A 26,332-nucleotide genomic window follows, 5' to 3' on the forward strand; every position below is an offset into this window, starting at 1 on the left:
CCATGTCCGAAGACAACATTCTTACGCCCAACGGCTGGATTCGCGGCCGCCTGGTGCACCAGCACGGCAAGGTCACTGCCGTTGAAGGCAGCCCGTGCGACCCGGCTGACAACGACCTGCCGTATTTGCTGCCAGGTTTTATCGACCTGCACGTGCACGGCGGTGGCGGCAAAGACATCATGGAAGGCACCGAAGCCTTCCACACCATCACTCGCACCCACGTGCGGTTTGGCACCACCTCGCTGCTGGCCACCACCATGACCGCACCGGTGGACGAAATCTCCCGCGTGCTCGGCGAGATCGGCACCTATTGCGAAAGCCGTCCGACCGGCACCGCCCGTGTGCTCGGCGTGCACCTGGAAGGCCCCTACATCAATCCGGGAAAACTCGGCGCACAACCGAACTTCGCCCACACCGCCTTGATGGCCGAAGTCGAAGAATACCTGCGCCTGGCGCCGATCCGGGTGATCACCATTGCCCCGGAAATCGCCGGCCATGACGGCCTGATCCGCGCCCTCAGCGAACGTGGCGTGCGCATGCAGATCGGTCACACCCTGGGCAGCTACGAAGAAGGCGTCGCCGCCCTCGCCGCCGGCGCCACCAGCTTCACCCATTTGTATAACGCCATGAGCCCGCTGCATCACCGCGAGCCTGGCATCGTCGGTGCCGCATTGGCCCACGCCAAATACGCCGAACTGATTCCCGACTTGCTGCACGTGCACCCCGGCGCCATGCGCGTGGCGCTGCGCTCGATCCCGTGCCTGTACTGCGTCACCGATTCCACCGCCGCCGCCGGCATGCCCGACGGTGAATACAAGCTGGGCAGCCACACGGTGACCAAATGCCTGGGCGGCGTACGCCTGGCCGATGGAACGCTGGCCGGCAGCACCCTGACCATGGACCAGGCGCTGCGCAACCTGGTGAAGATCGGCCTGCCCATCAGCGAAGCCTCACAACGCCTGTCGCAATTTCCTGCGGACTACCTGGGCCTGGAAGAACGCGGTCGCCTGCAGCCCGGCAGCTTTGCCGACTGCGTGCGCCTGGACCGCTCCCTGAACCTCACCGACGTAATGGTCGAAGGAGAAACCATTGACTTCAAAAATGCTTGAAGAGGCCCTGGCCTCCTGCGAGGCCGTCGAGGCTCAACTGCAACGCCTGGACCCATTGCTGGAGGAAGTCGCCGGCCGCCTGCGTCGCCAACCGCCGCAAGTGGCGATGACCATCGCCCGTGGCAGTTCAGACCATGCCGCCAGTTACTTCGCCTACCTGACCATGCAACACCTGGGGATTCCGGTGGCGTCGTTGCCGATGTCGGTGGTGACCATGCTGCAATCGCCACTCAAAGTCAGTGGGCAAGTGGCGTTCGGCTTCTCCCAGTCGGGTCAAAGCCCGGACCTGGTCAACAGCCTGCGCCTGCTGCGCAAGCGCGGCGCTTTGAGCATCTCGATGGTCAACGCCGAAGACTCACCGCTGGAAGCCGCCTGCGAATTCCACGTGCCGCTGTGTGCCGGGCCGGAACGCAGTGTCGCCGCCACCAAAAGCTTTATCGCCACCCTGAGTGCCAGCGCCCAACTGATCGGCCACTGGAACCAGGAAGCCGAATTGCTGCAAGCCTGCCAGGCCTTGCCCGACGGTTTGCGTGAAGCCGCCAAGCAAGACTGGAGCGTGGCCATCGAAGCCCTGCGCGGCTGCCAGCAACTGATGGTGATCGGCCGTGGCGCCGGTTTTGCCATTGCCCAGGAAGCCGCGCTCAAGCTCAAGGAAACCTCGGCGATCCAGGCCGAAGCGTTCAGCAGCGCTGAAGTGCGCCATGGCCCGATGGCCCTGATCGATGCCAACTACCCGCTGCTGGTCTTCGCCCCACGCGGCGCCGAACAAGCCGGCCTGCTGAGCCTCGCCGCCGACATGCGCCAGCGTGGTGCCCGCGTATTGCTGGCCGCTCCCGACGACATCGCCGAACGCGACCTGACCCTGAGCCGCGCCGAACACCCGGCCCTGGACCCGATCCTGGCGATCCAGAGTTTCTACGTGATGGCTGCCGGTTTGGCAGAGGCCCGGGGCATGGACCCGGACCAACCGCGTCACTTGAGCAAAGTGACCCGTACCCACTGAGTTGATTGCAGCGTTTTCCTGATGAGTACCGTGCCCATGTCCCACAATAATAAAGACCTTACCCTCAGCGCTCCCCTCAGTGGGCCGGTGCTGACCCTGGGCAACGTTCCCGACGAAGTGTTCGCCAGTGGCGCCATGGGCGACGGCATTGCCATCGACCCGCTCAACGATTGCCTGCATGCACCGTGCGACGGCGTGATCATCCACGTCGCCCGTACCGGGCACGCGCTGACCATTCGCGCCGATAACGGCGCTGAATTGCTGATGCATGTGGGCATCGACACGGTGGAATTGAACGGCGAAGGTTTTGCGTTGCTGGTCAAGCAAGGTGCGCGGGTCAGCAAGGGCCAGGCGCTGGTGCAGTTTGACCTGGACCTGATTGCGCGTCAGTGCAAAAGCCTGGTCAGCCTGATCATCCTGACCAACAGTGATGTGTTCGAACTGCAGCCGATCACCCTGAAAACGGTCCGGGTCGGCGAGCCGCTGCTATACGTGGTTGCGCGGTTGGCCGGGGCGGCGAAGGTCATTGATGAGTCTGTCACCGAAGCCAGCGCGACTATTCGCATCACCCATCGTGGCGGCCTGCACGCGCGCCCCGCTGCCTTGATCCGCAAGACTGCACAGGAATTCAGCAGCCAGTCGCAGCTGCATTTCGCCGGCAAGTCGGCTTCATGCGACAGCTTGATCGGCTTGATGGGCCTGGGGATTGGTGAGCAGGACGAGGTGCAGGTCACTTGTCGCGGCAAGGATTGTGAAGCGGCGCTGCAAGCACTGATTGCCGCGTTGTCGGTGGCCGTCAGCGAAGAACATCACGCCCCGGTGGCCGTCGCCCCGCGACGCGCAAATACCGAGGCCGGTGTGCTGCAAGGCGTCTGTGCAGCGCCGGGTTTGGTCTGCGGCCCGCTGTTCCGCCTGAACGGAATCGAGCTGCCGGTGGACCCGGGCAACAACGTTCCGGATGAACAATTGCAGCACCTGGACAGTGCCCTGGAACAGGTGCGCAGCGAAATCCGCCACACCCTGGACCAGGCGCGCCAGCGCAAGGACGTTGAGGAAGAAGAGATCTTCGCCGCCCACCTGGCGCTGCTGGAAGACCCGACGCTACTGGAAGCCGCCACCACCAGCATCGAACACGGCAGCGCTGCCACTCATGCCTGGCGCGATGCAATCCAGGCCCAATGTGCGGTGCTGCTGGCACTGGGTAAACCGCTATTCGCCGAACGCGCCAACGACCTGCGGGACTTGCAACAACGCGTGCTGCGGGCGCTGTTGGGCGAGGCCTGGCACTTCGAGTTGCCGGCCGGCGCGATCGTCTCGGCCCATGAATTGACCCCGTCGGACCTGCTGCAACTGAGCAAGCAAAACGCCGCCGGCATCTGCATGGCCGAAGGCGGCGCGACTTCTCATGTGGCGATTCTGGCACGGGGCAAAGGCCTGCCGTGTGTGGTCGCTTTGGGCGAGCAAGTGCTGGAAGTGCCACAAGGTCAACGGGTGGTGCTGGATGCCGCCAATGGTCGCCTGGAACTGACGCCGGACGATGCGCGCCACGCTCAGGTCCACCAGTTGCGCGACGCGCAGAAACTGCGTCGCCAGCAACAGCAGGCGGAGGCTCAAGGCACCGCGAGCACTCAGGATGGCGTGCGTATTGAAGTGGCCGCGAATGTCGCCTCCAGCGCCGAAGCCCAACTGGCCTTCGAGAATGGCGCCGATGGCGTTGGCCTGCTGCGTACCGAATTCCTCTTCGTCGATCGCCGCACTGCGCCCGACGAGCAAGAGCAGCGCCAGGCCTATCAAGCCGTGCTGGATGCCATGGGTGACAAGTCCGTGATCATCCGCACCATCGACGTCGGCGGCGACAAGCAACTCGACTACCTGCCGCTACCGTTCGAGACCAACCCGGTGCTGGGCCTGCGGGGCATTCGCATGGCGCAAGTGCGCCCGGAAGTGCTGGACCAGCAACTGCGTGCGCTGCTGCAAGTCTCGCCACTGGAACGCTGCCGGATCCTGCTGCCGATGGTCAGCGAAGTCGACGAACTGCTGCACATCCGCCAGCGCCTCGATGAACTGTGCACCGAACTGGAACTGACCCAGCGCCCGGAACTGGGGGTGATGATCGAAGTGCCCGCCGCCGCGCTGATGGCTGAGCAACTGGCCGAGCATGCGGACTTTTTGTCCATCGGCACCAATGACCTGTCCCAGTACACCCTGGCCATGGACCGCGACCACGCCGGCCTCGCCGCCCGGGTCGACGCCATGCACCCGGCGCTGCTGCGGCTGATCGCCCAGACCTGCATCGGCGCCGCCAAGCATGGCCGTTGGGTGGGTGTGTGCGGGGCGCTTGCGTCCGACCCGCTGGCCACGCCGGTGCTGATCGGCCTGGGCATCAGCGAGCTGTCCGTCAGCCCGCCGCAAATCGGAGAAATCAAGGACCGTGTCCGTCACCTGGACGCAGCCCAATGCCGGCAACTGAGCCAAAGCCTGCTTAACCTGAGCAGCGCCAAAGCCGTTCGCCAAGCCTGTCAACACCACTGGCCGCTGAGCTGAAAACAACAAGAATAGGGAGACACGCCGTGTATCAACATTTTATCGAAGGGCTGCAACGCCTGGGCCGTGCACTGATGCTGCCGATCGCGATTCTGCCGATCGCCGGCCTCCTGCTGCGACTGGGCGACACTGACCTGCTGAACATCGCGGTGATGCACGACGCCGGGCAGGCGATCTTCGCCAACCTGGCGCTGATCTTCGCCATCGGGATTGCCGTGGGTTTTGCCCGCGACAACAACGGCACGGCGGGCCTGGCGGGTGCCATTGGGTACCTGGTGATGGTCTCCACCCTCAAGGTGATGGACGCCAGCATCAACATGGGCATGCTCGCGGGGATCGCCAGCGGCTTGATGGCCGGTGCGCTGTACAACCGCTTCAAGGACATCAAGCTCCCCGAATACCTGGCGTTCTTTGGTGGGCGACGGTTTGTGCCGATCGTTACCGGGTTCTCAGCGGTGGCGCTGGGGGTGATCTTTGGTTTGATCTGGCCACCGATCCAGCATGGCATCAACAGCTTCGGCGTACTGCTGATGGAAAGCGGCAGCTTTGGCGCGTTCGTGTTTGGTGTGTTCAACCGCCTGCTGATCGTCACTGGCTTGCACCATATCCTCAACAACATGGCCTGGTTTGTGTTCGGCAGCTTCACGGATCCGGTGACCGGCGCGGTAGTGACCGGCGACCTGACCCGCTACTTTGCCGGCGACCCGAAAGGCGGCCAGTTCATGACCGGCATGTTCCCGGTCATGTTGTTCGGTCTGCCGGCGGCGTGCCTGGCGATGTACCGCAATGCCCTGCCGGAGCGGCGCAAAATCATGGGCGGGATTTTCCTGTCGATGGCGCTGACCTCGTTCCTGACCGGGGTGACCGAGCCGATTGAGTTCGCGTTCATGTTCCTCGCGCCATTCCTGTATCTGCTGCATGCGCTGCTGACCGGCTTGTCGATGGCGGTCACCAACATGCTCAACATTCACCTGGGCTTTACCTTCTCCGGCGGGTTTATCGACATGGTGCTGGGTTGGGGTAAATCCACCAACGGCTGGCTGGTGTTCCCGGTTGGGCTGGCGTATGCGGTGATCTATTACAGCGTGTTCAACTACTGCATCCGTCGCTTCAATTTGAAGACGCCGGGGCGTGAGGATATTCAGGTCGTACAGGCTGAGACCATGACCGATAACCAGCGGGCCGGCGCTTACATTCGAGCGCTGGGTGGTGCGGACAATCTGCTGAGTGTGGGTGCTTGCACGACGCGCCTGCGGTTGGACATGGTGGATCGCAACAAGGCGGTGGATGCTGAGTTAAAAGCACTGGGTGCCATGGCTGTGGTTCGGCCAGGAAATGGCGGGAGCTTGCAGGTAGTGGTCGGGCCGATGGCGGACAGCATTGCCGATGAGATTCGGTTGGCGATGCCTTCGTATGTTGCGGCGCCTGCGGCGGCGGTAACGCCTGTTGAGAAGGGCACACCGGTGAATGTGCATGAGGCCGAGAAATGGCTGAGCGCGCTGGGCGGTCGGGCCAATGTTTTGCAATTGGATGCGGTGGCGATGACGCGGCTACGGGTGGAGCTGGGGGACGGTTCGGTGTTGTCGGAATCCCAACTGACTGCGCTGGGTTGCCAGGGTGTTAGCCAGCTTGAGAGTGGGGTTTGGCACTTGCTGATTGGTGACAAGGCTTCGGGGTTGGGTGAGGCGTTGGAGCGGTTGGTCAGTGGTCGTGAGGTTGGGGTAAAAGCCTGAATCTTTACTGAGCATCAGGGCCTCTTCGCGAGCAAGCCCGCTCCCACATTTTGATCGGTGCCCGTCATGGCAACGCGGTCAAATGTGGGAGCGGGCTTGCTCGCGAATGGCCCTCACAGGCGCCGAATTACTCAGGCTCAGGCACCTCATACAAGTCCAGCATCCGATCCACCATCAACTGAACCCCCTCCAGTATCCGACAAATCCCCAGCGCCACATCACGGTGGGAACCGTCGACTTCAAACGCCAGATGAACTGTCAGCGCCTGCACTGAGGCAAGATCCTGAGAGGCGTTCGCCAGCAGGGTTTCGCTATCCAGATTAGGTACCAGGGTGAATAACTGATCGGCAGGTTAACCCGTCGCCTGGCGGGCTGCGGCTTGAAGTGAGGCTATGGAAGATGAGGTGTTTTCTTTGACCATCGTGAAGCTCCGAGAAGAATAGGCTCCTAGTGATGTTTACGAGCTTGCAGTCCCGGTCACTGAATTGGCAGCGACTGGCGGAGGTTAGAGAGGCAGATTCCGAGGGACAACCTGAAAGAGCTGTCAGAATATTCCGCGCCATTGAGAAACCGCAGACAACAAAAACCCGACATAAGCCGGGTTCGTTTATGGCCATTTTCGCTTAAGCAGAGGCTGCTCGTTGTTCAGCTTCGTAATGCCGAGTCTGGAAAGGCATCAGCGCTTGAGCCTTCAAACCAAGACCTTCACTCAATCCCCAAGAAACCGCCAGCTGATCGCGACGACTACGAAGCGCCACAATAGCTAGTGGCTTCGGCTCCAACTTGGGAGTCGAGCGTGTAAACAGCTCAAGGGCCTTAAAAGCTTCAGATACTCGGCCATCAGTGACGCACGAAAAACGCGTGAATCGCTCAAGCAGATAACCTGCTCGGCGAACCTCCACCTCACTGGCATGCTGCTTTAGAAAAGCTCTAGCCTCGCTGACGAGGTTGGCGTCCGAATACCAAACCGCTTTCGCCGCACTGACAAGCGCAACATCATCAGCCTGATTCAAAGGGCTTTTGACCAGCGTATCCAAAGCAGATGAGAGGACGTGGCCGTTAGGGGGCTTCGCCATCTATAGTCTCCAGGTAGTCATGCAAAATATTGGTGAGCACGGATCTGGGTGGCTCTTTGTTGCCAACATACATATCTATCGCCTGCAATGCCAGACGACGCAGCTCAGTGGTCAATATGAACCCTGACCTAAGCAGTGCCATGATGTCGCCTACGTCTTGGTCAGTGGCTCTACCCAGCTTGGAGATGACTATGTCGATAGGCGCAGCGATGTGAAGATGCAACGCCGATTCAATCGGAAACTCTTCAAGCGGCAGGCTCCGTTCCCAATACTCCTCATGAAGCGGACCAAAACCAGTGTTGTATTGGAGGTCATAGTTCAGCTCCATCAGCCGGCCGGAGCGTTCGTCGACAAATTGCTCTGGTACCTCTGCAAGTAACGTTTGAAGAAGGAACCTGTCAGGAGCCCTGGCAGAGTAAATTTCCGCATCGACATCTGTAGAAACCCGGTGGTTGGTATAAAGGTGGACAGCACAACCACCGAAAACGATCACTTTGACCGCACCAGGCTCGGCGCCCTCAAGTATCAGCTCGGCTTCGACGGATTTGAACATTGAAATCAAAGCCCTCCCAAGCGCTGTGCCCGTATTGAGTCGTGGAGCAATTACATCCGGCAATGTCATTGTTGGGTCTCAGATACTGATGTGATGAAGCTGGACGGGGCCCGAAATCTGATCCCGGTCACCGAGTGGACGGTGACCAAAGAAGGCTATTGAGGGCGGTTCCGAGCGACAACCTGAAAAGGACGTCAGAAAAATCCAAACCATCCGTAGGCTATCCACAGAACCTCAGGCAACAAAAAACCCGCTGACCAAACTGGCCCAGCGGGTTTCTTGTTTTGCAGCCGACGAATCAAAAATCCGCCAACTGCCACACCTCATACGCCGGTGTCTCATACGGATGGCTAAGCTTCAACGCAGCCACGACAGCCACGATCAATTCATCCGCCACCACCAGCTCAACCTTCCATTCTTCAACCACTTCAACCTGCCCCACCTGCCCGATAAACGGCTGGCTGCCGTCCATCGCGCGGAATTGGCCCTGGCCCAGTACCTGCCAAGCGCAGCTGTCGTAGTGGCCGATGCGCCCGCCGCCGGCTGCGAAGACGGCGGTTTTCACCGTCTCCACATGGCTGTCGGGCACAAAGAAGGCGAGCTTGTACACCGTCTTAGTTCACCCAGACGCGAGCGTTACGGAACATGCGCATCCACGCGCCGTCTTCGTTCCACTCTTCCGGGCGCCACGAGTTCTGCACGGCGCGGAATACACGCTCCGGGTGCGGCATCATGATGGTGACGCGACCGTCGCGGCTGGTCAGCCCGGTGATCCCGCGCGGCGAGCCGTTCGGGTTGGCCGGGTAGCCTTCGGTGACCTTGCCGTGGTTGTCGACGAAACGCAGGGCCACGGTACCGGACAGGTCGGCTTCCAGCAGTGCTTCTTCGCTGGCGAACTCGGCATGGCCTTCACCGTGGGCGATGGCGATCGGCATGCGCGAACCGGCCATGCCCTGCAGGAAGATCGAGTTGGATTCCTGCACCTGAACCATCGCAACCCGGGCTTCGAACTGCTCGGAACGGTTACGCACGAAGTGCGGCCAGAACTCGCTGCCCGGGATCAGTTCGCTGAGGTTGGACATCATCTGGCAACCGTTGCACACACCCAGGGTGAAGCTGTCGTTACGCTCGAAGAAGCCCTGGAACGCGTCGCGGGCACGGCTGTTGAACAGGGCCGATTTGGCCCAGCCTTCACCGGCACCCAGTACGTCGCCGTAGGAGAAACCACCGCAGGCCACGAGGCCTTTGAACTCGTTGAGATCAACGCGACCGGCGAGGATGTCGCTCATGTGCACGTCAATCGCATTGAAGCCGGCACGGTCGAACGCCGCCGCCATTTCCACCTGGCCGTTGACGCCCTGCTCACGCAGTACGGCCACTTGTGGGCGGATGCCTTTCTTGATGTAAGGCGCGGCGATGTCCTGGTTGACGTCGAAGCTGAGCTTGGTGCTCAGGCCCGGGTTGTCTTCTTCCAGGATCACCTCGAATTCCTGCTCGGCGCAGTCAGCGTTGTCACGCAGGCGCTGGATCTGGTAGCTGGTCTCGGCCCACTGGCGTTGCAACAGGCGGCGCTGGCCTTCAAACACGGTTTCGCCGTTGAAGACGATGTTGATTTCACCGTTGTTGATCGGCTGGCCAACCACGGCCACGCAGTCATCCAGGCCTGCGGCACTGAACTGTGCGAGTACGTCTGGCGTTGCGTCCTGGCGAACCTGGATCACGGCGCCCAGTTCTTCGTTGAACAGGATTGCCGCGATGTCGGCGGACGTTTCTGCCAGGCCATCGAGGTTCAGGTTCAGGCCGCAGTGACCGGCGAAGGCCATCTCCACGGCGCTGGTCAGCAAACCACCGTCGGAACGGTCGTGGTAAGCCAGCAGGTGACCGTCGGCGTTCAAGCCCTGGATCACGGCGAAGAAGGCTTTCAGGTCTTCGGCGTCGTCGACGTCCGGGGCCTGTTTGCCGAGCTTGCCGTGCACCTGGGCGAGGATCGAGGCGCCCATGCGGTTCTGGCCACGACCGAGGTCGATCAGGATCAGGTCGGTGGTGCCCTTGTCCATGCGCAGTTGCGGGGTCAGGGTCTGGCGGATGTCGGTGACCGGCGCAAAGCCGGTGACGATCAGCGACAGCGGCGAGGTGACGCTCTTGTCCACGCCTTCATCGTTCCAGCGCGTGGCCATGGACATGGAGTCCTTGCCCACCGGAATGGTAATGCCCAGCTCAGGGCACAGCTCCATGCCGACCGCTTTCACGGTGTCGTACAGACGCGCATCTTCACCCGGGTGACCGGCAGCGGACATCCAGTTGGCCGACAGTTTGATGTCGGAGATCTTGGCGATACGCGACGCTGCGATGTTGGTCAGGGTTTCGCCGATGGCCATGCGGCCCGACGCCGGAGCGTCCAGCAGGGCCAGCGGAGTGCGCTCGCCCATGGCCATCGCTTCACCGGTGTAGACGTCGAAGCTGGTGGCGGTGACGGCAACGTCAGCCACCGGAACCTGCCACGGGCCGACCATTTGATCACGGGCAACCAGACCGGTAATGGTGCGGTCGCCGATGGTGATCAGGAAGCTTTTGCTGGCAACGGCCGGGTGGTGCAGGACGCGCTCCACACAGTCGGCGATGGCCAGGGTCGACGGATCGAAATCGTCGCCCAGTTCGTTTTCACGCACGGCCGAACGGTGCATGCGTGGGGCTTTGCCCAGCAGCACTTCCAGCGGCATGTCTACCGGGCTGTTGCCGAAGTGGCTGTCGGTGACCGTCAGTTGCGGCTCGGCAGTAGCTTCGCCGACCACGGCAAACGGGCAGCGCTCGCGCTCGCAGATCGCCTGGAAGCGTTCGAAGTCGGCAGGGCCGACGGCCAGGACGTAACGCTCCTGGGATTCGTTGCTCCAGATTTCGTGCGGGGCCATGCCCGGCTCGTCGTTTGGAATGTTGCGCAGTTCGAAACGGCCGCCACGGTCGCCATCGTTGACCAGTTCCGGGAAGGCGTTGGACAAACCGCCGGCGCCGACGTCGTGGATGAAGCTGATCGGGTTCTTGTCACCCAATTGCCAGCAACGGTCGATGACTTCCTGGCAACGGCGTTCCATCTCAGGGTTTTCACGCTGAACGGAAGCGAAGTCCAGATCTGCCGAGCTGGTGCCGGTAGCCATTGAGGAAGCGGCGCCGCCGCCCAGGCCGATCAGCATCGCCGGGCCGCCGAGGACGATCAGCTTGGAGCCGACCAGAATCTCGCCTTTCTGTACGTGCTCGGCGCGGATGTTGCCCATGCCGCCGGCCAACATGATCGGCTTGTGGTAACCGCGCACTTCATCGCCACGCGGGGTGGTGATGGACTGTTCGAAAGTACGGAAGTAGCCGGTCAGGGCCGGACGACCGAATTCGTTGTTGAACGCGGCGCCGCCCAGCGGGCCTTCGATCATGATGTCCAGTGCGGTGACAATGCGCTCAGGTTTGCCGTACGGCACTTCCCACGGCTGTTCGAAGCCCGGGATCTGCAGGTTGGATACGGTGAAGCCCGTGAGGCCAGCCTTTGGCTTGGCGCCACGACCGGTTGCACCTTCGTCGCGAATCTCGCCGCCGGAACCGGTGGCTGCGCCCGGGAACGGGGCAATCGCGGTCGGGTGGTTGTGGGTCTCGACCTTCATCAGGATGTGCACCGGCTCCTGCACCGCACCGTATTGGCGGGTCTCAGGGTCCGGGAAGAAACGGCCGGCGACGGAGCCGACGATGACCGAGGCGTTGTCTTTATAAGCCGACAGAACGCCTTCGCTGTGCATCACGTAGGTGTTCTTGATCATGCCGAACAGGCTTTTTTCCTGGCTCTGGCCGTCGATGTCCCAACTGGCGTTGAAGATCTTGTGACGGCAGTGCTCGGAGTTCGCCTGGGCGAACATCATCAGTTCGATGTCGTGGGGGTTGCGCTTCAGGCCGATGAAGGCGTTGACCAGGTAGTCAATTTCGTCTTCGGCCAGGGCCAGGCCCAGTTCGGTGTTGGCGGTTTCCAGCGCGGCGCGACCGCCACCGAGCACGTCAATCGCGGTCAGCGGCTTGGGCTCGGCGTGGCTGAACAGACCGGCGGCCTGTTCCAGCTGGGCCACGATGATCTGGGTCATGCGGTCGTGCAGGCTGCTGGCGATCAGCTCGGCCTCGGCGTCGCTGAACTGGCCTGCTACATAGAAGGCGATCCCGCGTTCCAGGCGCTGGATTTTTTCCAGGCCGCAGTTGCGGGCGATGTCGCTGGCCTTGCTCGACCAGGGCGAGATGGTGCCGAACCGTGGCAGGACCAGGAACAAGCGGCCGTTAGGCTCTTGAACAGGAACGCTGGGACCGTACTTCAGAAGGCGCGCCAGCACTTGCTGTTCGTCGGCGGTCAAAACGCCGGTAACGTCGGCGAAGTGAGCAAATTCAGCATACAGGCCACTGACAGAAGGTACCTTCTGGCTCAGTTGCTCAAGGAGTTTGCTGTGGCGAAAGGCAGAAAGGGCAGGAGCGCCGCGCAGGATCAACATCTTCGGGACAGCCTCGGGAAGGGGGTGTGCTTTGAGGCCGTGCATTCTAGCGTAAACCGTCGCCAACGGCACCCGAAACGGCACCTATGGCCGCTGCCGGACGTCAGTTGGCATAAATCGCACGATATCAGATGGCCATCCCAGCTATTCCGGGCAGTTATTTTAACCGTCACAATCGGCTGCCAAGCCCCGTTTCTGCGGCCTGTAGCCCAGCTTTACGGGCGCTAGCAGACAAGTGCCCCGCTGTCGAGATATGGCGCCGCGAGTCCTTTGCGTATACTGCGCAGATGTTCTCCCCTACTGCTTTACGCCCGCGATGCGCCAAATGGCTCTTCGTCACCGGACTCTTCCTGCTGCTCAGCGCGTGTGTGGATAAACCCAACACGCTCGAGCGAATCAAGGAGGATGGCGTATTGCGGGTGGTTACCCGAAACAGCCCGGCCACTTATTTCCAGGACCGTAACGGCGAAACCGGTTTCGAATACGAACTGGTCAAGCGCTTTGCCGACGACCTGGGTGTAAAGCTGGAGATCCAGACCGCCGACAATCTTGACGACCTGTTCTCACAGATCGGCAAACCCAACGGCCCGGTGCTGGCCGCCGCCGGTCTGGTCAGCAGCGAGCAGCGTCGCCAAGAGGTGCGTTTCTCCCATCCGTACCTGGAAGTCACCCCGCAGATCATCTACCGCAACGGCCAGTCCCGCCCGACCACTGCGGCAGACCTGGTGGGCAAGAAGATCATGGTGCTCAAGGGCAGCACCCACGCCGAGCAACTGGCGGCGCTGAAAAAACAGTTTCCCGCAATTGAATACGAAGAATCCGACGCCGTTGAGGTGGTCGACCTGCTGCGCATGGTGGACGAAGGCCAGATCGACCTGACCCTGGTGGACTCCAACGAAGTGGCGATGAACCAGGTGTACTTCCCCAACGTGCGGGTGGCCTTTGACCTTGGTGATGCCAGCAACCAGGCGTGGGCCGTGGCCGCGGGTGATGACAACAGCCTGCTCAACGAGGTCAACAGCTACCTCGACAAGGTTGAAAAGAACGGCACCCTGCAACGCCTGAAAGACCGCTATTACGGGCACGTCGATGTACTCGGCTACGTCGGCGCCTACACCTTCGCCCAGCATCTGCAGCAGCGCCTGCCCAAATACGAGAAACACTTCCGCGCCTACGCCAAGGAAGAAAAGGTCGACTGGCGCCTGTTGGCGGCCATTGGTTATCAGGAATCACTCTGGCAGCCGGCGGTCACCTCCAAGACCGGCGTGCGCGGCCTGATGATGCTGACCCAGAACACTGCGCAAGCCATGGGCGTGTCCAACCGTTTGGACGCCAAGCAGAGCATCATGGGCGGCGCCAAGTACCTGGCCAAGATCAAGGATGAACTGGACGACAAGATTGCCGAGCCGGACCGCACCTGGTTTGCCCTGGCAGCGTACAACGTCGGCACCGGTCACCTGGATGACGCGCGCAAGCTGGCCGAGAAAGAAGGCCTGAGCCCGAACAAGTGGCTGGACGTGAAGAAGATGCTGCCACGCCTGTCGCAGAAGCAGTGGTACAGCAAGACCCGTTATGGCTATGCCCGTGGCGGTGAGCCCGTGCACTTTGTGGCGAACATCCGGCGCTACTACGACATCCTGACGTGGGTGACGCAGCCGCAGTTGGAAGGCAATCAGGTGGTGGAAGGCAACCTGCATGTGCCGGGTGTGGACAAGACCAAGCCGACCGACGAAACCCCGCCGCTCTAATCCCCCCCGATTCTCCAAACACCACAAAACCAATGTGGGAGCGGGCTTGCTCGCGAAGGCGGTGGTTCAGCCAGCACATGTATTGACTGACACACCGCCTTCGCGAGCAAGCCCGCTCCCACATTTGATCTCCGTTGATTTATAGAGCGGTGTTCAGGCCGGTGATCAGGTGCACCACCCCGCCCGCCAACACCATCACGCCCGGCACACCCGCTGCCTTCAACGCCTGCGCATCCAACCGCCCCGCATCCTTCAATTGCACCCGCACCCGGGTCAATGCCACCCGCTGCTGCGACGTGAGATTCTCCGCCCCGCCCAGCGCATTCAGCACCGCCGGCGCCAGCGCTGTTTCGCCCGCTGGCGCAACAACCGCCTGTGGCGTTTCAAGAACCAGATCCGGCGTCAGGGCCTTCCAGAACGCCCGCTGAAATTTCTCGAACATGTCAGTTCTCCACAACCAATGAGGTTTCAACGGTAGCCGCGTGGTACAGGCGCAACGCCTCGCGTACCTGCGCCGCTTCTTCCAGGCCGAGCACCTGTCGGGCGATGGATTGGCAGTCGGCCAGGTCCAGCTCGCGCACGGTGGCCTTGATGGTCGGGATCAACGGCACGCTGACCGACAACTCATCCACCCCCAACCCGATCAGCACCGGCACCGCCAGCGCTTCAGACGCCAACGCGCCACACACCCCCACCCACTTGCCATGAGCATGGGCCGCCTTGACGGTGGTGGCTATCAGGCGCAGCACCGCCGGGTGAAAGCTGTCGGCCTGGCTGGCAAGGCGCGGGTGATCACGGTCCATGGCCAGGGTGTATTGGGTCAGGTCGTTGGTGCCGATGGAGAAGAAATCCACCTCCGGCGCAAACAGGTCGGCCATCAACGCCGCCGACGGTACTTCGATCATAATTCCCAGCTTCGGCAATTCCGTCAGCCCCAAAGCCAGGGCTTCCTCTTCAAGAATCTGCCGCGCCAGGCGCAACTCCGAGAGCAGGCTGACCATCGGCAACATGATATGCAGGCGGGCGAAACCGGCGCTGGCGAGGATCGCGCGGAATTGTTCGCGCAGCAGTTCCGGGCGCTCCAGGCACAGGCGAATCCCGCGCAGGCCGAGGAATGGATTGGTCTCGCTGTCCATCGGCACATAGACCAGCGGCTTGTCGCCACCGACGTCCAGGGTGCGCACCACCAGATTGCGCTCGGGGCCCAACGCGCGGGCGATGGCGCTGTAGGTGCCCGCCTGTTCTTCGGGGCTCGGTGCGCGGTTGCGGTCCAGGTAGAGGAATTCGGAACGCAGCAAACCGACACCTTCGCCCCCCAGGGACAGCGCCTGCTCCACCTCCTGCAATGACGCGACGTTGGCCGTCACTTCGACGTGATGACCGTCGCGGGTAGTGGCGGGCAACGAAGCCTGCTCCACTTCCCGCTGACGGCGCAGCACTTGCTGTTGGCGGGTGACTTGCAGCTGCTCGATCTCCGCCAGGTCCGGGTTCAGGTGCAACTCGCCCTTGTCGGCATCCAGCAGCACTTGTTTGCCGTTGACCAACTCCAACACCTGCGTCGGCACGCCGCAGATGGCCGGCAAGCCAAGAGCGCGGGCAAGGATGGCGACATGGCTCGTAGCGCCGCCGCCCACCGTGACGAAGCCCAATACCTTGCGGGTGTCGAGGCTGGCTGTTTGTGACGGGGTCAGTTGCTCGGCAATCAGGATCGCCTGCTCCGGCAAATCCCAGGCGCGGTCCTGAACGCCGAGGATCAGTTTCAGCACCCGCTGGCCAACGTCTGCCAGGTCGGCAGCACGCTCGGCAAGCAAGGCATTGCCCAGGCCCTGAAAAAGAGTGGCGGTGGCTTCGGTGGCGCTGTTCCAGGCGAAGGCCGCGCTTTTGCCCTGGTCCAGCAGGTCGCGGGTCTGTTCCAGCAGGGCCGGGTCGTCCAGCAATTCCTGATGGGCGCGGAAGATCTCGGACTGGGCGGTACCGACGGCCTTTTCCTGCAAGGTTTGCAGGGCCAGATTCGCGTCACTCAGGGCCTGCGTCAGGACGGCACGCTCCAGCGCTTCGCCCTTACCGGCTTCGACGATGGTCAGCGCCAGCTCTTTAACCTGCACGACTTGGCCAAACGCCGAACCCGGCGAGGCGCACACACCGCGCAGCAAGGTCGCCGATGAATCAGGCGTCACGGGTTCGGCGGCAGGTTGATGAGCCGCGACGGCTTCCCCACAACCTTCCGCCAGCAAGGTCACCAGCGCCTGGATCGCCGCTTCGGCGTCCTCACCTACCGCGCTGACTTGCAAGCTGTCGCCCTGCACCGTCTGCAACGCCATGATCCGCACCAGCGACTTGGCGTTGGCGCTCTCGGTTTGCTTGTGCAGGTAAATACTCGCCTTGAAACCTTTGGCCGCCTGCGCCAGCACCGCTGCCGGGCGCGCATGCAGGCCGTTGGCGTTCGGCAGCGTCAGCGGTTTGGAGAACAGGGCTTCGCCCTCCTCGTCTTTCGCCTCATCAGCAGCGACTTGCGGGGTTACCCGCAGCAGCGGTTGCCCCACATCGACCAAACCCTGCTCGGGCGTCAGCAGTTTGAAGGGCTCGCCACTGACCACCAGCATCAGGGTCAGCAAACTACGGGCGTTGAGGGCCACGTAGTCGGCATCGAATTCAATCAACGGTTGCCCGGCTTCCACCCGCTGGCCTTCCTCGACCAGTCGGGTGAAACCCTTGCCCGCGAGATTCACGGTGTCCAGGCCGATGTGCATCAGCACCTGAACGCCGTTGTCGTCGGTGACACTCACCGCATGACCACTGTCCTGGATATTGCTGATCACCCCGGCCAGCGGCGCGCAGAGGGTCTGCGAGGTCGGATCGATGCACAGGCCATCGCCGATCAGGCGACTGGAGAACACCGGATCCGGCACCTGGTCCAGGGCGAGCAGCACCCCGGACAAGGGCGCCAGCAATTCCAGGGGTTGAGTTGTGGTCATGACTTCACCTGCTGTTTTGTTCTGTAAAAATCATTGGGCGGATGTTGTTTTCTGTAGGAGCGAGCTTGCTCGCGAAAAACCCGTAGGCACCGCGTTTATCCAGGATGCACGCGTTATCGTTGACGACCTTCGCGAGCAAGCTCGCTCCTACAGAGAATCTGCTACTTCCACCAATATTCGACTTGCACACCAACGTTGGAACCATGCCGCGCCGTGCCGTAGCTGCCGGTGTCGGACAACGCCGAACCTGCCGCCAGTTCATTGGCCGCACGCTTGGCCGCTTCATTCCAGGTCGCGTAGGTGTAGTACAACCGCACTTCCGGCCGCGCCCAAAAATCCGGGCCTTTGGGCGACCAGGTCGGGGCGAAGGTAAATTTGCTCAGCTTGCGCGTGCCTCCAGTAGCCTCGACCTGATCATGACCGAGTTCGGTGACCAGCTTGAACTGTTCGGAGATCGCATAGGTAGGGCGCACGCCCAGCGACATCCAGGTCTGGTCCTGGCTGCCCGGGCGAATATCCTTCTGGTAGACGGCCTCGATCTGCCCGCCAAAACGCGAGGTCACTTGCCAGTCGAAGAACTCCACCGCACGGTAGCTCTTGCTGCTTTTATCGAGGAACGTATCGCCGGTGTAGCCGAGGCCGGTGCCGGGACCTTCGCCGTACTGCAAAGCGAACTTGTTGCGCCCGCCAAGGAAGGGTTTCTGCACATGTTGGGCAGTGATGGCCCAGCCGCTGTTGGTGTCGCGGCCACCGGCCTTTTCGATGTAGCTCAAGCCCAGTTCCAGCTCGCCGCCCGGGTTGGTCTTGAAGCCGGCCACGTTGAAGTCGTGACGGGTGGCGTATTCCTTCTGGTACAGGTTGTCCTTGCGGGACAGTGCATAGCTGTACTTCAGGTCGCCGATTTTCACGTCCTCGATACCGCCGCCTGTGGCGCTCTGGTTCCAGTAGTAAAAGTCGGAGATATGGATGTCATTTCGTTTGTAGTAGCGCCGGCCGGCCCACAGCGAACCGCCGTTGAGGCTGGGGATGTTCGACCACTGCGCATACATCTGCGGCATGCGTGCCGAGCCGTTGTCTTCACCCTGGAACTTCAGCGCCCGGTCGTACTTGTTGTACAGCGAGGCCATGGCATCGACGCTGAACACCGAGCCGTCGTCGAGGGTCAGCAGGTCCTGGCGCAACTCGAGTTCGGCGTACTGCTCGCACTCGTTGCCCAGACGGTACTTGGATTGTGCACCCGGCAACTGGAAGCATTGCTGCTTGCCACTGCCGGTTGAAGTCCCCGCACCGCTACGCAAGTAGCCGGCGAATTCCAACGCCTGAGCTGCCATCGGCAAGGTCAGGCAGGATGCAACGAGGCCCAGCTTTATTGTTGTTTTCATGAAGCACTCCGATATTTTTATTATGTTTTTTAAAGCACCCCGGCTCTCCCACGCCGGGGGTAAAGCGGGTCTCAGTCCTTGAGGTGCAGCACAAACGATTCATACGGGCGTAGCGAGACCTGGCTCGAACGCTGTGGGCAGTCGTTGTAGTTGCTGATCAGCAGGCGTTGCTCACTCGCCGCCGTCAGCAGGCCATCGGGCAATTCGATCTGGCACGGTGTGCCGTAGAAATTGTTGAGTACCAGCAAGCGTTCGCCGTGGCCCTCACGCAGGTACGCCCAGACTTGGGTGTGCTGCGGCAGCAGTTGGCGATAAACACCTTCCTGAATCAGCGGCTCGTGCCGACGCAGTTCGATCAGCGCGCGGTAGTGATGCAGCACCGATTGCGGGTCATCCAGCTGGCTTTGTACGTTGATCTGCGCCGCGTTGGCCGGGATGCCAATCCACGGTTCGCCACGGCTGAAGCCGGCGTTTTGCTCGGCATTCCATTGCATCGGTGTGCGGCCGTTGTCGCGGGATTTCTGCATGATCGCCGCCATGCTCGACGCCTCGGATTCACCCGCCTCGCGCTTGAGCCGGTAGATGTTCAGGGTCTCGACATCTCGGTATTGGTCGATGGTGTCGAAGCCCGGATTGGTCATCCCCAGCTCTTCGCCCTGGTACACAAAAGGCGTGCCCTGGAGGAAGTGCAATGCAGTGGCGAGCATCTTCGCCGAGACCACGCGGTGTTCGCCGTCATCACCAAAACGCGAGACCACTCGCGGCTGGTCGTGGTTACACCAGAACAGCGCATTCCAGCCGCCACCGGCCTGCATGCCGAGTTGCCAGTCGGACAGAATCTGCTTGAGTTGCAGGAAGTCGAAGTCGGCCGCGACCCACTTTTGCAGGTTCGGATAATCGACTTTCAGGTGGTGAAAGTTGAAGGTCATCGACAGCTCTTTGTACTGCGGATTCGAATAACGAATGCAGTGCTCAAGGCTGGTGGACGACATCTCGCCGACGTTGATCAGGTCATGCCCTTCGAACACTTCGCGGTGCATTTCCTGCAGGTATTCGTGGACGTTCGGGCCGTCGGTGTAGAAGCGTCGACCGTCGCTGTTGTCTTCCGGGAAATCTGCCGGCTTGGAGATCAGGTTGATCACGTCCAGGCGGAAACCGCCCACGCCCTTGTCGCGCCAGAAGCGCATCAGCTTGAACACTTCGGCGCGCACCTTGGGGTTGTCCCAATTCAGGTCGGCCTGGGTGTGGTCGAACAGGTGCAGGAAGTACTGGCCGGTTTGCGCCTCGTATTCCCAGGCCGAACCGCCGAACTTGGATTCCCAGTTGTTCGGCTGGTCGCGCCAGATGTAGAAGTCGCGGTACGGGTTGTCGAGACTGCTGCGGGCCTGCTGGAACCACTCGTGTTCGATGGAGGTGTGGTTGACCACGATGTCGAGCATCAGCGTGATCCCGCGCTTGGCGGCTTCGCTGATCAGCAGGTCGCAATCGGCCATGGTCCCGTAGCTCGGGTCGATGGCGTAGTAGTCGCTGATGTCGTAGCCGTTGTCGCGCTGGGGCGAGCGCAGGAACGGGGTGATCCACAGGCAGTCGACGCCCAGCCATTTCAGGTAATCGAGCTTGTCCACGATGCCCAGCAGGTCACCGGTGGCGTTACCCGCGTGGCTATGGAAGCTTTTTGGGTAGATCTGGTAGATCACCGAGTGTTGCCAGTTTTGCATGGTGGGTTCCTTCAATAAGTTATGTGCTGGCCTTGAGAGCCTCATCGCGGGCAAGCCCGGCTCCCACAGGGGAACGCATTCAAAATGTGGGAGCGGGCTTGCTCGCGAAAGCGGTAGATCAGGCGACGCGGTAGCCAGGGCGCACGATCTTCATGCTCAGCACACAGGTCAAAACAAACGGCACGACAATCGCGACGGCCATGCCGATGACAAAACTTGGGATGTATTGCGGGATGATCGAGATGAACCCGGGCAAGCCACCCACGCCAATGGCCGAGGCCTGGACCTTGTTCAGCGAGAGGAAAATACTGCCCAGCGCCGAGCCGGTCAGGGCGGCGTAGAACGGAAACTTGAAGCGCAGGTTGACCCCGAACATCGCCGGCTCAGTGATACCGAAGTAAGCGGAAATGGCCGAGGTGGAGGCCATGCTTTTATCCCGCGCATTGCGGCTCATGTAGAACACGCCGAGCGCCGCGCTGCCCTGGGCCAGGTTGGACATGACGATCATCGGCCAGATAAAGGTGCCGCCCTGAGTGGAGATCAGTTGCAGGTCCACGGCGAGGAACATGTGGTGCATGCCGGTGATCACCAGCGGTGCGTACAGCAGGCCGAAAATGGCGCCGCCGACCATGGGCGCCAGGTCAAACAGAGTGACCACGCCTTCGGTGATCAGGATGCCGAGGTGACGGGTCACCGGGCCGATGATCGCCAGCGCCAGCACACCGGTGACAACGATGGTAGTGATCGGTACCACCAGCAATTGGATGGCATTCGGCACCCGTGCCCGCAGCCATTTTTCAATCACGCTCATCACGTAGGCGGCCAGCAGGATCGGCAAGATTTGCCCCTGATAACCGACCTTCTCGATTTTGAACCAGCCGAAAATATCGAAGTACGGCAGGCTCGCGCCATCAAGGCCGGCGACCGCCTTGCCGTAGTTCCAGGCATTGAGCAAATCGGGGTGCACCAGCATCAGGCCGAGGACGATGCCGAGGATTTCACTGCCACCAAAACGCTTGGCCGCCGACCAGCCCACCAGCGCCGGCAGGAACACGAACGAGGTGTTGGCCATCAGGTTGATCAGGCTCCACAGGCCATCCAGGTTCGGATAGGCATCGAGCAGGGTCTTGTCCGCGATGAACATGCCCTTGGCGCCCATCAGGTTGTTCACCCCCATGAGCAAGCCGGCAATGATCAGTGCCGGCAAAATCGGCATGAACACGTCGGAGAACACCCGCACCAGGCGCTGCATCGGGTTTATCTTGTCGGCGCTTTTCTGTTTCACGTCCGCGATGGTCGACGCGGCGAGGCCCGTTTGCTCACGCAGGGCGGCGTAGACCTTTTCCACTTCGCCGGGGCCGATCACGATCTGGAACAGGCCGCCGGTGAAGAACGAACCCTTGACCAGGTCGACCTGGTTCAGAGCGCCGCTGTTCGCCAGGCTCGGGTCCTTGAGGGCCAGGCGCAGGCGGGTCACGCAGTGGGCAGCTTGCTCAAGGTTGTCGCTGCCACCGAGGTTCTTGAGAATCTCGCGGGCAATATTCGGATAGTCGTGGCTCATGCTTGGTATCCACTTTGGTTTTTTTTATTGGGGCGGTCATAGGCAGCACGCCGAAGCCAAAAGTACTCGTCTGTACGAGTTAAAGCAATAACTCGTATGTACGAGTTTGAAAATGATTAATTTTCTGTTTTTTAAGTCAGAAATTTCCGAGTTCTACAATGGGTTGCATGGACAAACCCCATCGCTGCCACTAAGGTTCCTGCCTTGAACGCCAACGCGGCACAGAGCCCTCCCCCATGAGCAAATACAACCAGATCTATACCGATCTGCTTGCCAGCATCACCACCGAACGCCTGCAACGCGGCACGCGCCTGCCCTCCGAAACCGAACTGATGGACGCCTACCAGGCCAGCCGTGGCACGGTGCGCCGAGCGATCGAGCAATTGCAGGAGCGCGGGTTCGCGCAAAAGATCCATGGCAAGGGCACATTCGTACTGTCGCCCAACCCCATCGAATTCCAGCTCGGCGGCATCGTCAGCTTTCGCGAGACCCATGCCGCCCTCGGTGATGACGTCAGCACCGAAGTGGTGGAGTTCAGCCAATTCCCCCTGGAAGGCCCGCTGATGCAACACATCGAAGCCGAAGCCGGCAGCCTGATAACCCGGGTCAAACGGGTACGGCGGATCGACGGCAAGCGGGTGATCCTCGACATCAATCACTTCGTCGCCGACCTGATTCCGGGGCTGGACCGGGAGATTGCCGAGCAGTCGATCTATGCGTTTATCGAGCAGACGCTGCAGCTGCAAATCAGCTATGCGCAGCGCACCATCGAAGCGCTGCCGCGGGGGAAGGACGATCAGACACACCTGGACCTCGAAGGTCAGAGCCATGTGATCGTGGTGAGCAACCAGACGTTTTTGCAGGATGGAAGGCAGTTCGAGTACACCGAGTCGCGGCATACGCTGGATAAGTTTTACTTTTCGGATATTGCGCGGCGGTGAGTGAACAAAGAATTGGGTGACTCATTGATTGTTGATCAGGACTCCCAACTCATCTCTATCCAAATGCATCCTATACAGTGCATAAAAAGGTAATTGCGTAAAAATGCATCGCATACGATGCAACTCGCATAAACGATCATTTGCAGCTCTCGATTAAAAGCGCCTACCCCACAAACACAAAACCCCGGCACCAGGCCGGGGTTTTGATATTCAGCGCTCACCTGCTACGGCAGGATCATTCCCACTCAATCGTCGCCGGCGGCTTGCTCGACACGTCATACGTAACGCGCGAAATACCTTCGATCTCATTGATGATACGACCGCTGACAGTCTCCAGCAGCTCGTACGGCAGGTGTGCCCAACGGGCGGTCATGAAGTCGATGGTTTCCACTGCACGCAGGGCAACAACCCAGGCGTAACGACGACCATCGCCTACGACACCAACCGACTTGACTGGCTGGAACACCACGAATGCCTGGCTGACCTTGTGGTACCAGTCGGCCTTGCGCAGCTCTTCGATGAAGATGTGGTCGGCGCGACGCAGCAGGTCGGCGTATTCTTTCTTCACTTCACCGAGGATCCGCACGCCCAGGCCCGGGCCCGGGAATGGGTGGCGGTAGACCATGTCGTACGGCAGGCCCAATTCCAGGCCCAGACGACGGACTTCGTCCTTGAACAGTTCGCGCAGTGGTTCTACCAGCTTGAGGTTCATTTCCTCAGGCAGGCCGCCCACGTTGTGGTGGGACTTGATCACGTGGGCCTTGCCGCTCTTGGCGCCAGCCGACTCGATCACGTCCGGGTAGATGGTGCCTTGGGCGAGGTACTTGATGTTGTCCAGGCTGTTGGACTGGGCATCGAATACGTCGATGAAGGTGCGACCGATGATCTTGCGCTTCTTCTCCGGGTCGGACTCGCCAGCCAGGTTGTTCAGGAACTGCTCCTCAGCGTTGGCGCGAATCACCTTGACGCCCATGTTCTCGGCGAACATGGCCATCACTTGCTCACCTTCGTGCAGGCGCAGCAGGCCGTTGTCGACGAAGACGCAGGTCAGTTGGTCGCCGATGGCCTTGTGCAGCAGGGCTGCAACCACGGAGGAGTCAACGCCGCCGGACAGGCCCAGCAGGACGTTGTCGGTGCCGACCTGGGCACGGATGTTGGCGATGGCGTCTTCAGCGATTTTCGACGGGGTCCACAGCGCTTCACAGCCGCAAATGTCGAGGATGAAGCGCGAAAGGATGCGGCCGCCTTGCTTGGTGTGGGTCACTTCCGGGTGGAACTGCACACCGTAGTAGCCGCGCTCGTCGTTGAACATACCGGCGATCGGGCAGCTCGGGGTGCTGGCCAGGATGTGGAAGTCTTGCGGCATCTTGGTGACCTTGTCACCGTGGCTCATCCACACGTCGAGGCCGAACAGGCCGTCGGCGTCGATGTGGTCTTCGATACCGTCCAGCAGGCGGCTCTTGCCGACTACGTCGACACGGGCGTAACCGAATTCACGCAGCTCGGAACCTTCAACCTTGCCGCCCAGTTGCTCGGCCATGGTCTGCATGCCGTAGCAGATACCGAAGACCGGCACGCCCAGGTCAAATACGGCCTGTGGGCAACGCGGGCTGTTGGCTTCGTGCACGGACTCGGGGCCGCCGGCGAGAATGACGCCTTTTGGAGCGAATTCGCGAATCGCTTCGTCGTCCATGTCGAACGGATGCAGTTCGCAGTACACGCCGATTTCACGCACGCGGCGGGCGATCAGCTGGGTGTACTGGGAACCGAAGTCGAGGATCAGGATGCGGTGGGCGTGAATGTCGAGGGCCATGAGATCAGTCTCGTCTAATGAATCAGAAACAACTCGGGGCTGAATAAGACAGCCCCGGTTACTTAACTATTTGCTGGAAGCATCAACCTACGCGGTAGTTTGGCGCTTCCTTGGTGATCTGTACGTCGTGGACGTGGGACTCGGCCATACCGGCACCGGTGATCCGCACGAACTCAGGCTTGGTGCGCATTTCTTCGATGTCGGCGCTGCCGGTGTAGCCCATCGAGGAACGCAGGCCGCCCATCAGTTGATGGATGATGGCGCTCAGGGTGCCCTTGTACGGAACACGCCCTTCAATGCCTTCCGGTACCAGCTTCTCGGCGCCCGCGGAGGAGTCCTGGAAGTAACGGTCGGAAGAGCCTTGAGCCTGGGACATGGCGCCCAGGGAACCCATGCCACGGTAAGCCTTGTACGAACGACCCTGGAACAGTTCGATCTCGCCTGGTGCTTCTTCAGTACCGGCGAACATCGAGCCCATCATCACGCAGGAAGCACCCGCTACGATGGCCTTGGACAGGTCACCGGAGAAACGGATGCCGCCGTCGGCGATCAACGGTACGCCAGTGCCTTCAAGGGCAGCGGCGACGTTGGCGATGGCGCTGATTTGCGGCACGCCTACACCGGCCACGATACGGGTGGTGCAGATCGAACCAGGGCCGATACCGACCTTGACTGCATCAGCACCGGCTTCGGCCAGGGCCTTGGCGGCAGCGCCGGTGGCAATGTTGCCGCCGATCACTTGCACGTCAGGGAAGTTCTGTTTGACCCAGCGAACGCGGTCGATCACGCCTTTGGAGTGACCGTGGGCAGTGTCGACCACCACCACGTCAACACCGGCAGCCACCAGGGCCGCTACACGGTCACCGGTGTCTTTACCGGTACCGACCGCAGCGCCTACGCGCAGACGACCTTGGTCATCCTTGCTGGCCAGCGGGTAAGCCTTGGCTTTTTCGATGTCGTTGACGGTCATCATGCCCTTAAGGGCGAATTTGTCGTCGACGATCAGTACGCGTTCAATGCGGTGCTTGTGCAACAGCTCACGAGCGTCGTCCTTGTCCGCGCCTTCCATGACAGTGACCAGGCGCTCTTTAGGCGTCATCACTTCGCGGACGGTGATTTCAAGACGGTTCTCGAAACGCACGTCACGGGAAGTGACGATGCCGACCAGGTCGCCATCGTGCAGTACCGGAACGCCGGAGATGTTGTGCAGGCGGGTCAGGTCGAACAGGTCACGAACGGTGGCATCGGCCTCGATGGTGATCGGGTCCTTGACCACACCGGCTTCGTAACGCTTGACCTTGCGAACTTCGGCAGCTTGCTGCTCGATGGTCATGTTCTTGTGGATGATGCCGATGCCGCCTTCCTGAGCCATGGCAATTGCCAAACGGGCTTCGGTGACGGTGTCCATGGCAGCGGAAACCAGAGGAATATTCAGCTCGATGCCACGGGTTAGGCGGGTCTTGAGACTGACTTCGTTAGGAAGCACCTCGGAATAACCGGGCACTAGGAGAATGTCGTCGAATGTCAGAGCTTCTTGGCTGATACGCAGCATCGCGGGGGCTCCCGAGCGGGAAAATGGAAGCGCGCCATTATAGTCAGACACCCCCTCGGGTTCAATGTAAAACTCTGACAAACTTGGTAATACTGATAGATGGATGATTTTTT

The 26,332-nt window shown here is 61.0% G+C and carries 18 protein-coding genes; 6 read left to right on the plus strand and 12 right to left on the minus strand.

From position 1 onward, the window contains the following. Positions 1 to 2 precede the first annotated feature (2 nt). From nagA to nagE, 4 genes are read left to right on the plus strand one after another with little or no spacing between them, the layout of a single operon-like run. A complete protein-coding gene (gene nagA / locus AU074_RS28400; protein ID WP_076017518.1) occupies positions 3 to 1,109 on the plus strand; it encodes an N-acetylglucosamine-6-phosphate deacetylase in 1,107 nt (368 codons plus the stop codon). Then, on the plus strand, positions 1,090 to 2,112 hold the full coding sequence (locus AU074_RS28405; protein ID WP_143503711.1) for an SIS domain-containing protein: 1,023 nt from the start codon (positions 1,090 to 1,092) through the stop codon (positions 2,110 to 2,112). The genes nagA and AU074_RS28405 overlap by 20 nt, the downstream gene beginning before the upstream one ends. 36 nt (positions 2,113 to 2,148) lie before the next feature. Beyond that, positions 2,149 to 4,656: a phosphoenolpyruvate--protein phosphotransferase gene (gene ptsP, locus AU074_RS28410; RefSeq protein WP_076017520.1), complete on the plus strand. Its 2,508-nt coding sequence runs from the start codon at positions 2,149 to 2,151 to the stop codon at positions 4,654 to 4,656. A gap of 26 nt (positions 4,657 to 4,682) precedes the next feature. Further along, complete coding sequence (gene nagE / locus AU074_RS28415) at positions 4,683 to 6,389, plus strand: N-acetylglucosamine-specific PTS transporter subunit IIBC (RefSeq protein ID WP_076017521.1); 1,707 nt, start codon at positions 4,683 to 4,685, stop codon at positions 6,387 to 6,389. Positions 6,390 to 6,516: 127 nt separating this feature from the next. Here nagE and AU074_RS28420 read toward each other — a convergent pair whose 3' ends face one another. From AU074_RS28420 to purL, 5 genes are all read right to left on the minus strand, one after another. Continuing rightward, positions 6,517 to 6,720 carry a DUF6124 family protein gene (locus AU074_RS28420; protein WP_076017522.1) on the minus strand — a complete coding sequence of 68 codons (204 nt, stop codon included), beginning with the start codon at positions 6,718 to 6,720 and terminating at the stop codon, positions 6,517 to 6,519. Between the two features lie 292 nt (positions 6,721 to 7,012). Next, entirely contained in the window at positions 7,013 to 7,465 is a 453-nt protein-coding gene (locus AU074_RS28425) for a hypothetical protein (protein WP_076017523.1), read from the minus strand. Continuing rightward, a complete protein-coding gene (locus tag AU074_RS28430; RefSeq protein ID WP_083676738.1) occupies positions 7,449 to 8,018 on the minus strand; it encodes a DUF6036 family nucleotidyltransferase in 570 nt (189 codons plus the stop codon). The genes AU074_RS28425 and AU074_RS28430 overlap by 17 nt, the downstream gene beginning before the upstream one ends. A gap of 298 nt (positions 8,019 to 8,316) precedes the next feature. Continuing rightward, positions 8,317 to 8,628, minus strand: coding sequence for a hypothetical protein (locus tag AU074_RS28435; protein WP_063032975.1), 312 nt, complete (start codon positions 8,626 to 8,628; stop codon positions 8,317 to 8,319). 4 nt (positions 8,629 to 8,632) lie between these two features. Further along, entirely contained in the window at positions 8,633 to 12,529 is a 3,897-nt protein-coding gene (gene purL, locus AU074_RS28440) for a phosphoribosylformylglycinamidine synthase (RefSeq protein ID WP_076017525.1), read from the minus strand. Between the two features lie 287 nt (positions 12,530 to 12,816). Here purL and mltF point away from each other — a divergent pair, with 287 nt between their 5' ends. Next, on the plus strand, positions 12,817 to 14,277 hold the full coding sequence (gene mltF / locus AU074_RS28445; RefSeq protein ID WP_076017526.1) for a membrane-bound lytic murein transglycosylase MltF: 1,461 nt from the start codon (positions 12,817 to 12,819) through the stop codon (positions 14,275 to 14,277). A gap of 139 nt (positions 14,278 to 14,416) precedes the next feature. Here mltF and AU074_RS28450 read toward each other — a convergent pair whose 3' ends face one another. From AU074_RS28450 to treP, 5 genes are all read right to left on the minus strand, one after another. Further along, positions 14,417 to 14,719: a PTS transporter subunit EIIB gene (locus AU074_RS28450; RefSeq protein WP_076017527.1), complete on the minus strand. Its 303-nt coding sequence runs from the start codon at positions 14,717 to 14,719 to the stop codon at positions 14,417 to 14,419. 1 nt (position 14,720) lies between these two features. After that, complete coding sequence (gene ptsP, locus AU074_RS28455; protein WP_076017528.1) at positions 14,721 to 17,252, minus strand: phosphoenolpyruvate--protein phosphotransferase; 2,532 nt, start codon at positions 17,250 to 17,252, stop codon at positions 14,721 to 14,723. Positions 17,253 to 17,413: 161 nt separating this feature from the next. Beyond that, positions 17,414 to 18,634: a carbohydrate porin gene (locus AU074_RS28460; RefSeq protein WP_076017529.1), complete on the minus strand. Its 1,221-nt coding sequence runs from the start codon at positions 18,632 to 18,634 to the stop codon at positions 17,414 to 17,416. Between the two features lie 71 nt (positions 18,635 to 18,705). Next, entirely contained in the window at positions 18,706 to 20,352 is a 1,647-nt protein-coding gene (gene treC / locus AU074_RS28465) for an alpha,alpha-phosphotrehalase (RefSeq protein ID WP_076017530.1), read from the minus strand. A 118-nt stretch (positions 20,353 to 20,470) separates the two neighbouring features. Beyond that, positions 20,471 to 21,913 carry a PTS system trehalose-specific EIIBC component gene (gene treP, locus AU074_RS28470; RefSeq protein WP_076017531.1) on the minus strand — a complete coding sequence of 481 codons (1,443 nt, stop codon included), beginning with the start codon at positions 21,911 to 21,913 and terminating at the stop codon, positions 20,471 to 20,473. 236 nt (positions 21,914 to 22,149) lie between these two features. Between treP and treR the strand changes: the two genes are divergently transcribed. Next, complete coding sequence (treR, locus tag AU074_RS28475) at positions 22,150 to 22,854, plus strand: trehalose operon repressor (protein ID WP_003209636.1); 705 nt, start codon at positions 22,150 to 22,152, stop codon at positions 22,852 to 22,854. Between the two features lie 235 nt (positions 22,855 to 23,089). On the opposite strand, the gene guaA is transcribed toward treR, so the two are convergent. After that, positions 23,090 to 24,667 (minus strand): glutamine-hydrolyzing GMP synthase, encoded by a 1,578-nt coding sequence (gene guaA / locus AU074_RS28480; protein WP_076017532.1) that lies wholly within the window; start codon positions 24,665 to 24,667, stop codon positions 23,090 to 23,092. 82 nt (positions 24,668 to 24,749) lie between these two features. Next, positions 24,750 to 26,219: an IMP dehydrogenase gene (gene guaB / locus AU074_RS28485; RefSeq protein ID WP_076017533.1), complete on the minus strand. Its 1,470-nt coding sequence runs from the start codon at positions 26,217 to 26,219 to the stop codon at positions 24,750 to 24,752. Positions 26,220 to 26,332 lie beyond the last annotated feature (113 nt).

The sequence above is a fragment of the Pseudomonas sp. ATCC PTA-122608 genome, assembly GCF_001952855.1.
Lineage (GTDB): Bacteria > Pseudomonadota > Gammaproteobacteria > Pseudomonadales > Pseudomonadaceae > Aquipseudomonas.

What these genes read in the sequence shown, in the direction of transcription:
- AU074_RS28460 (WP_076017529.1), bottom strand. Translation starts at nt 18,634, where the DNA reads ATGAAAACAACAATAAAGCTGGGCCTCGTTGCATCCTGCCTGACCTTG.
- guaB (WP_076017533.1), bottom strand. Translation starts at nt 26,219, where the DNA reads ATGCTGCGTATCAGCCAAGAAGCTCTGACATTCGACGACATTCTCCTA.
- treR (WP_003209636.1), top strand. Translation starts at nt 22,150, where the DNA reads ATGAGCAAATACAACCAGATCTATACCGATCTGCTTGCCAGCATCACC.
- AU074_RS28425 (WP_076017523.1), bottom strand. Translation starts at nt 7,465, where the DNA reads ATGGCGAAGCCCCCTAACGGCCACGTCCTCTCATCTGCTTTGGATACG.
- purL (WP_076017525.1), bottom strand. Translation starts at nt 12,529, where the DNA reads ATGTTGATCCTGCGCGGCGCTCCTGCCCTTTCTGCCTTTCGCCACAGC.
- guaA (WP_076017532.1), bottom strand. Translation starts at nt 24,667, where the DNA reads ATGGCCCTCGACATTCACGCCCACCGCATCCTGATCCTCGACTTCGGT.
- ptsP (WP_076017520.1), top strand. Translation starts at nt 2,149, where the DNA reads ATGTCCCACAATAATAAAGACCTTACCCTCAGCGCTCCCCTCAGTGGG.
- AU074_RS28430 (WP_083676738.1), bottom strand. Translation starts at nt 8,018, where the DNA reads ATGTTCAAATCCGTCGAAGCCGAGCTGATACTTGAGGGCGCCGAGCCT.
- mltF (WP_076017526.1), top strand. Translation starts at nt 12,817, where the DNA reads ATGTTCTCCCCTACTGCTTTACGCCCGCGATGCGCCAAATGGCTCTTC.
- nagA (WP_076017518.1), top strand. Translation starts at nt 3, where the DNA reads ATGTCCGAAGACAACATTCTTACGCCCAACGGCTGGATTCGCGGCCGC.
- AU074_RS28450 (WP_076017527.1), bottom strand. Translation starts at nt 14,719, where the DNA reads ATGTTCGAGAAATTTCAGCGGGCGTTCTGGAAGGCCCTGACGCCGGAT.
- treC (WP_076017530.1), bottom strand. Translation starts at nt 20,352, where the DNA reads ATGCAAAACTGGCAACACTCGGTGATCTACCAGATCTACCCAAAAAGC.
- treP (WP_076017531.1), bottom strand. Translation starts at nt 21,913, where the DNA reads ATGAGCCACGACTATCCGAATATTGCCCGCGAGATTCTCAAGAACCTC.
- ptsP (WP_076017528.1), bottom strand. Translation starts at nt 17,252, where the DNA reads ATGACCACAACTCAACCCCTGGAATTGCTGGCGCCCTTGTCCGGGGTG.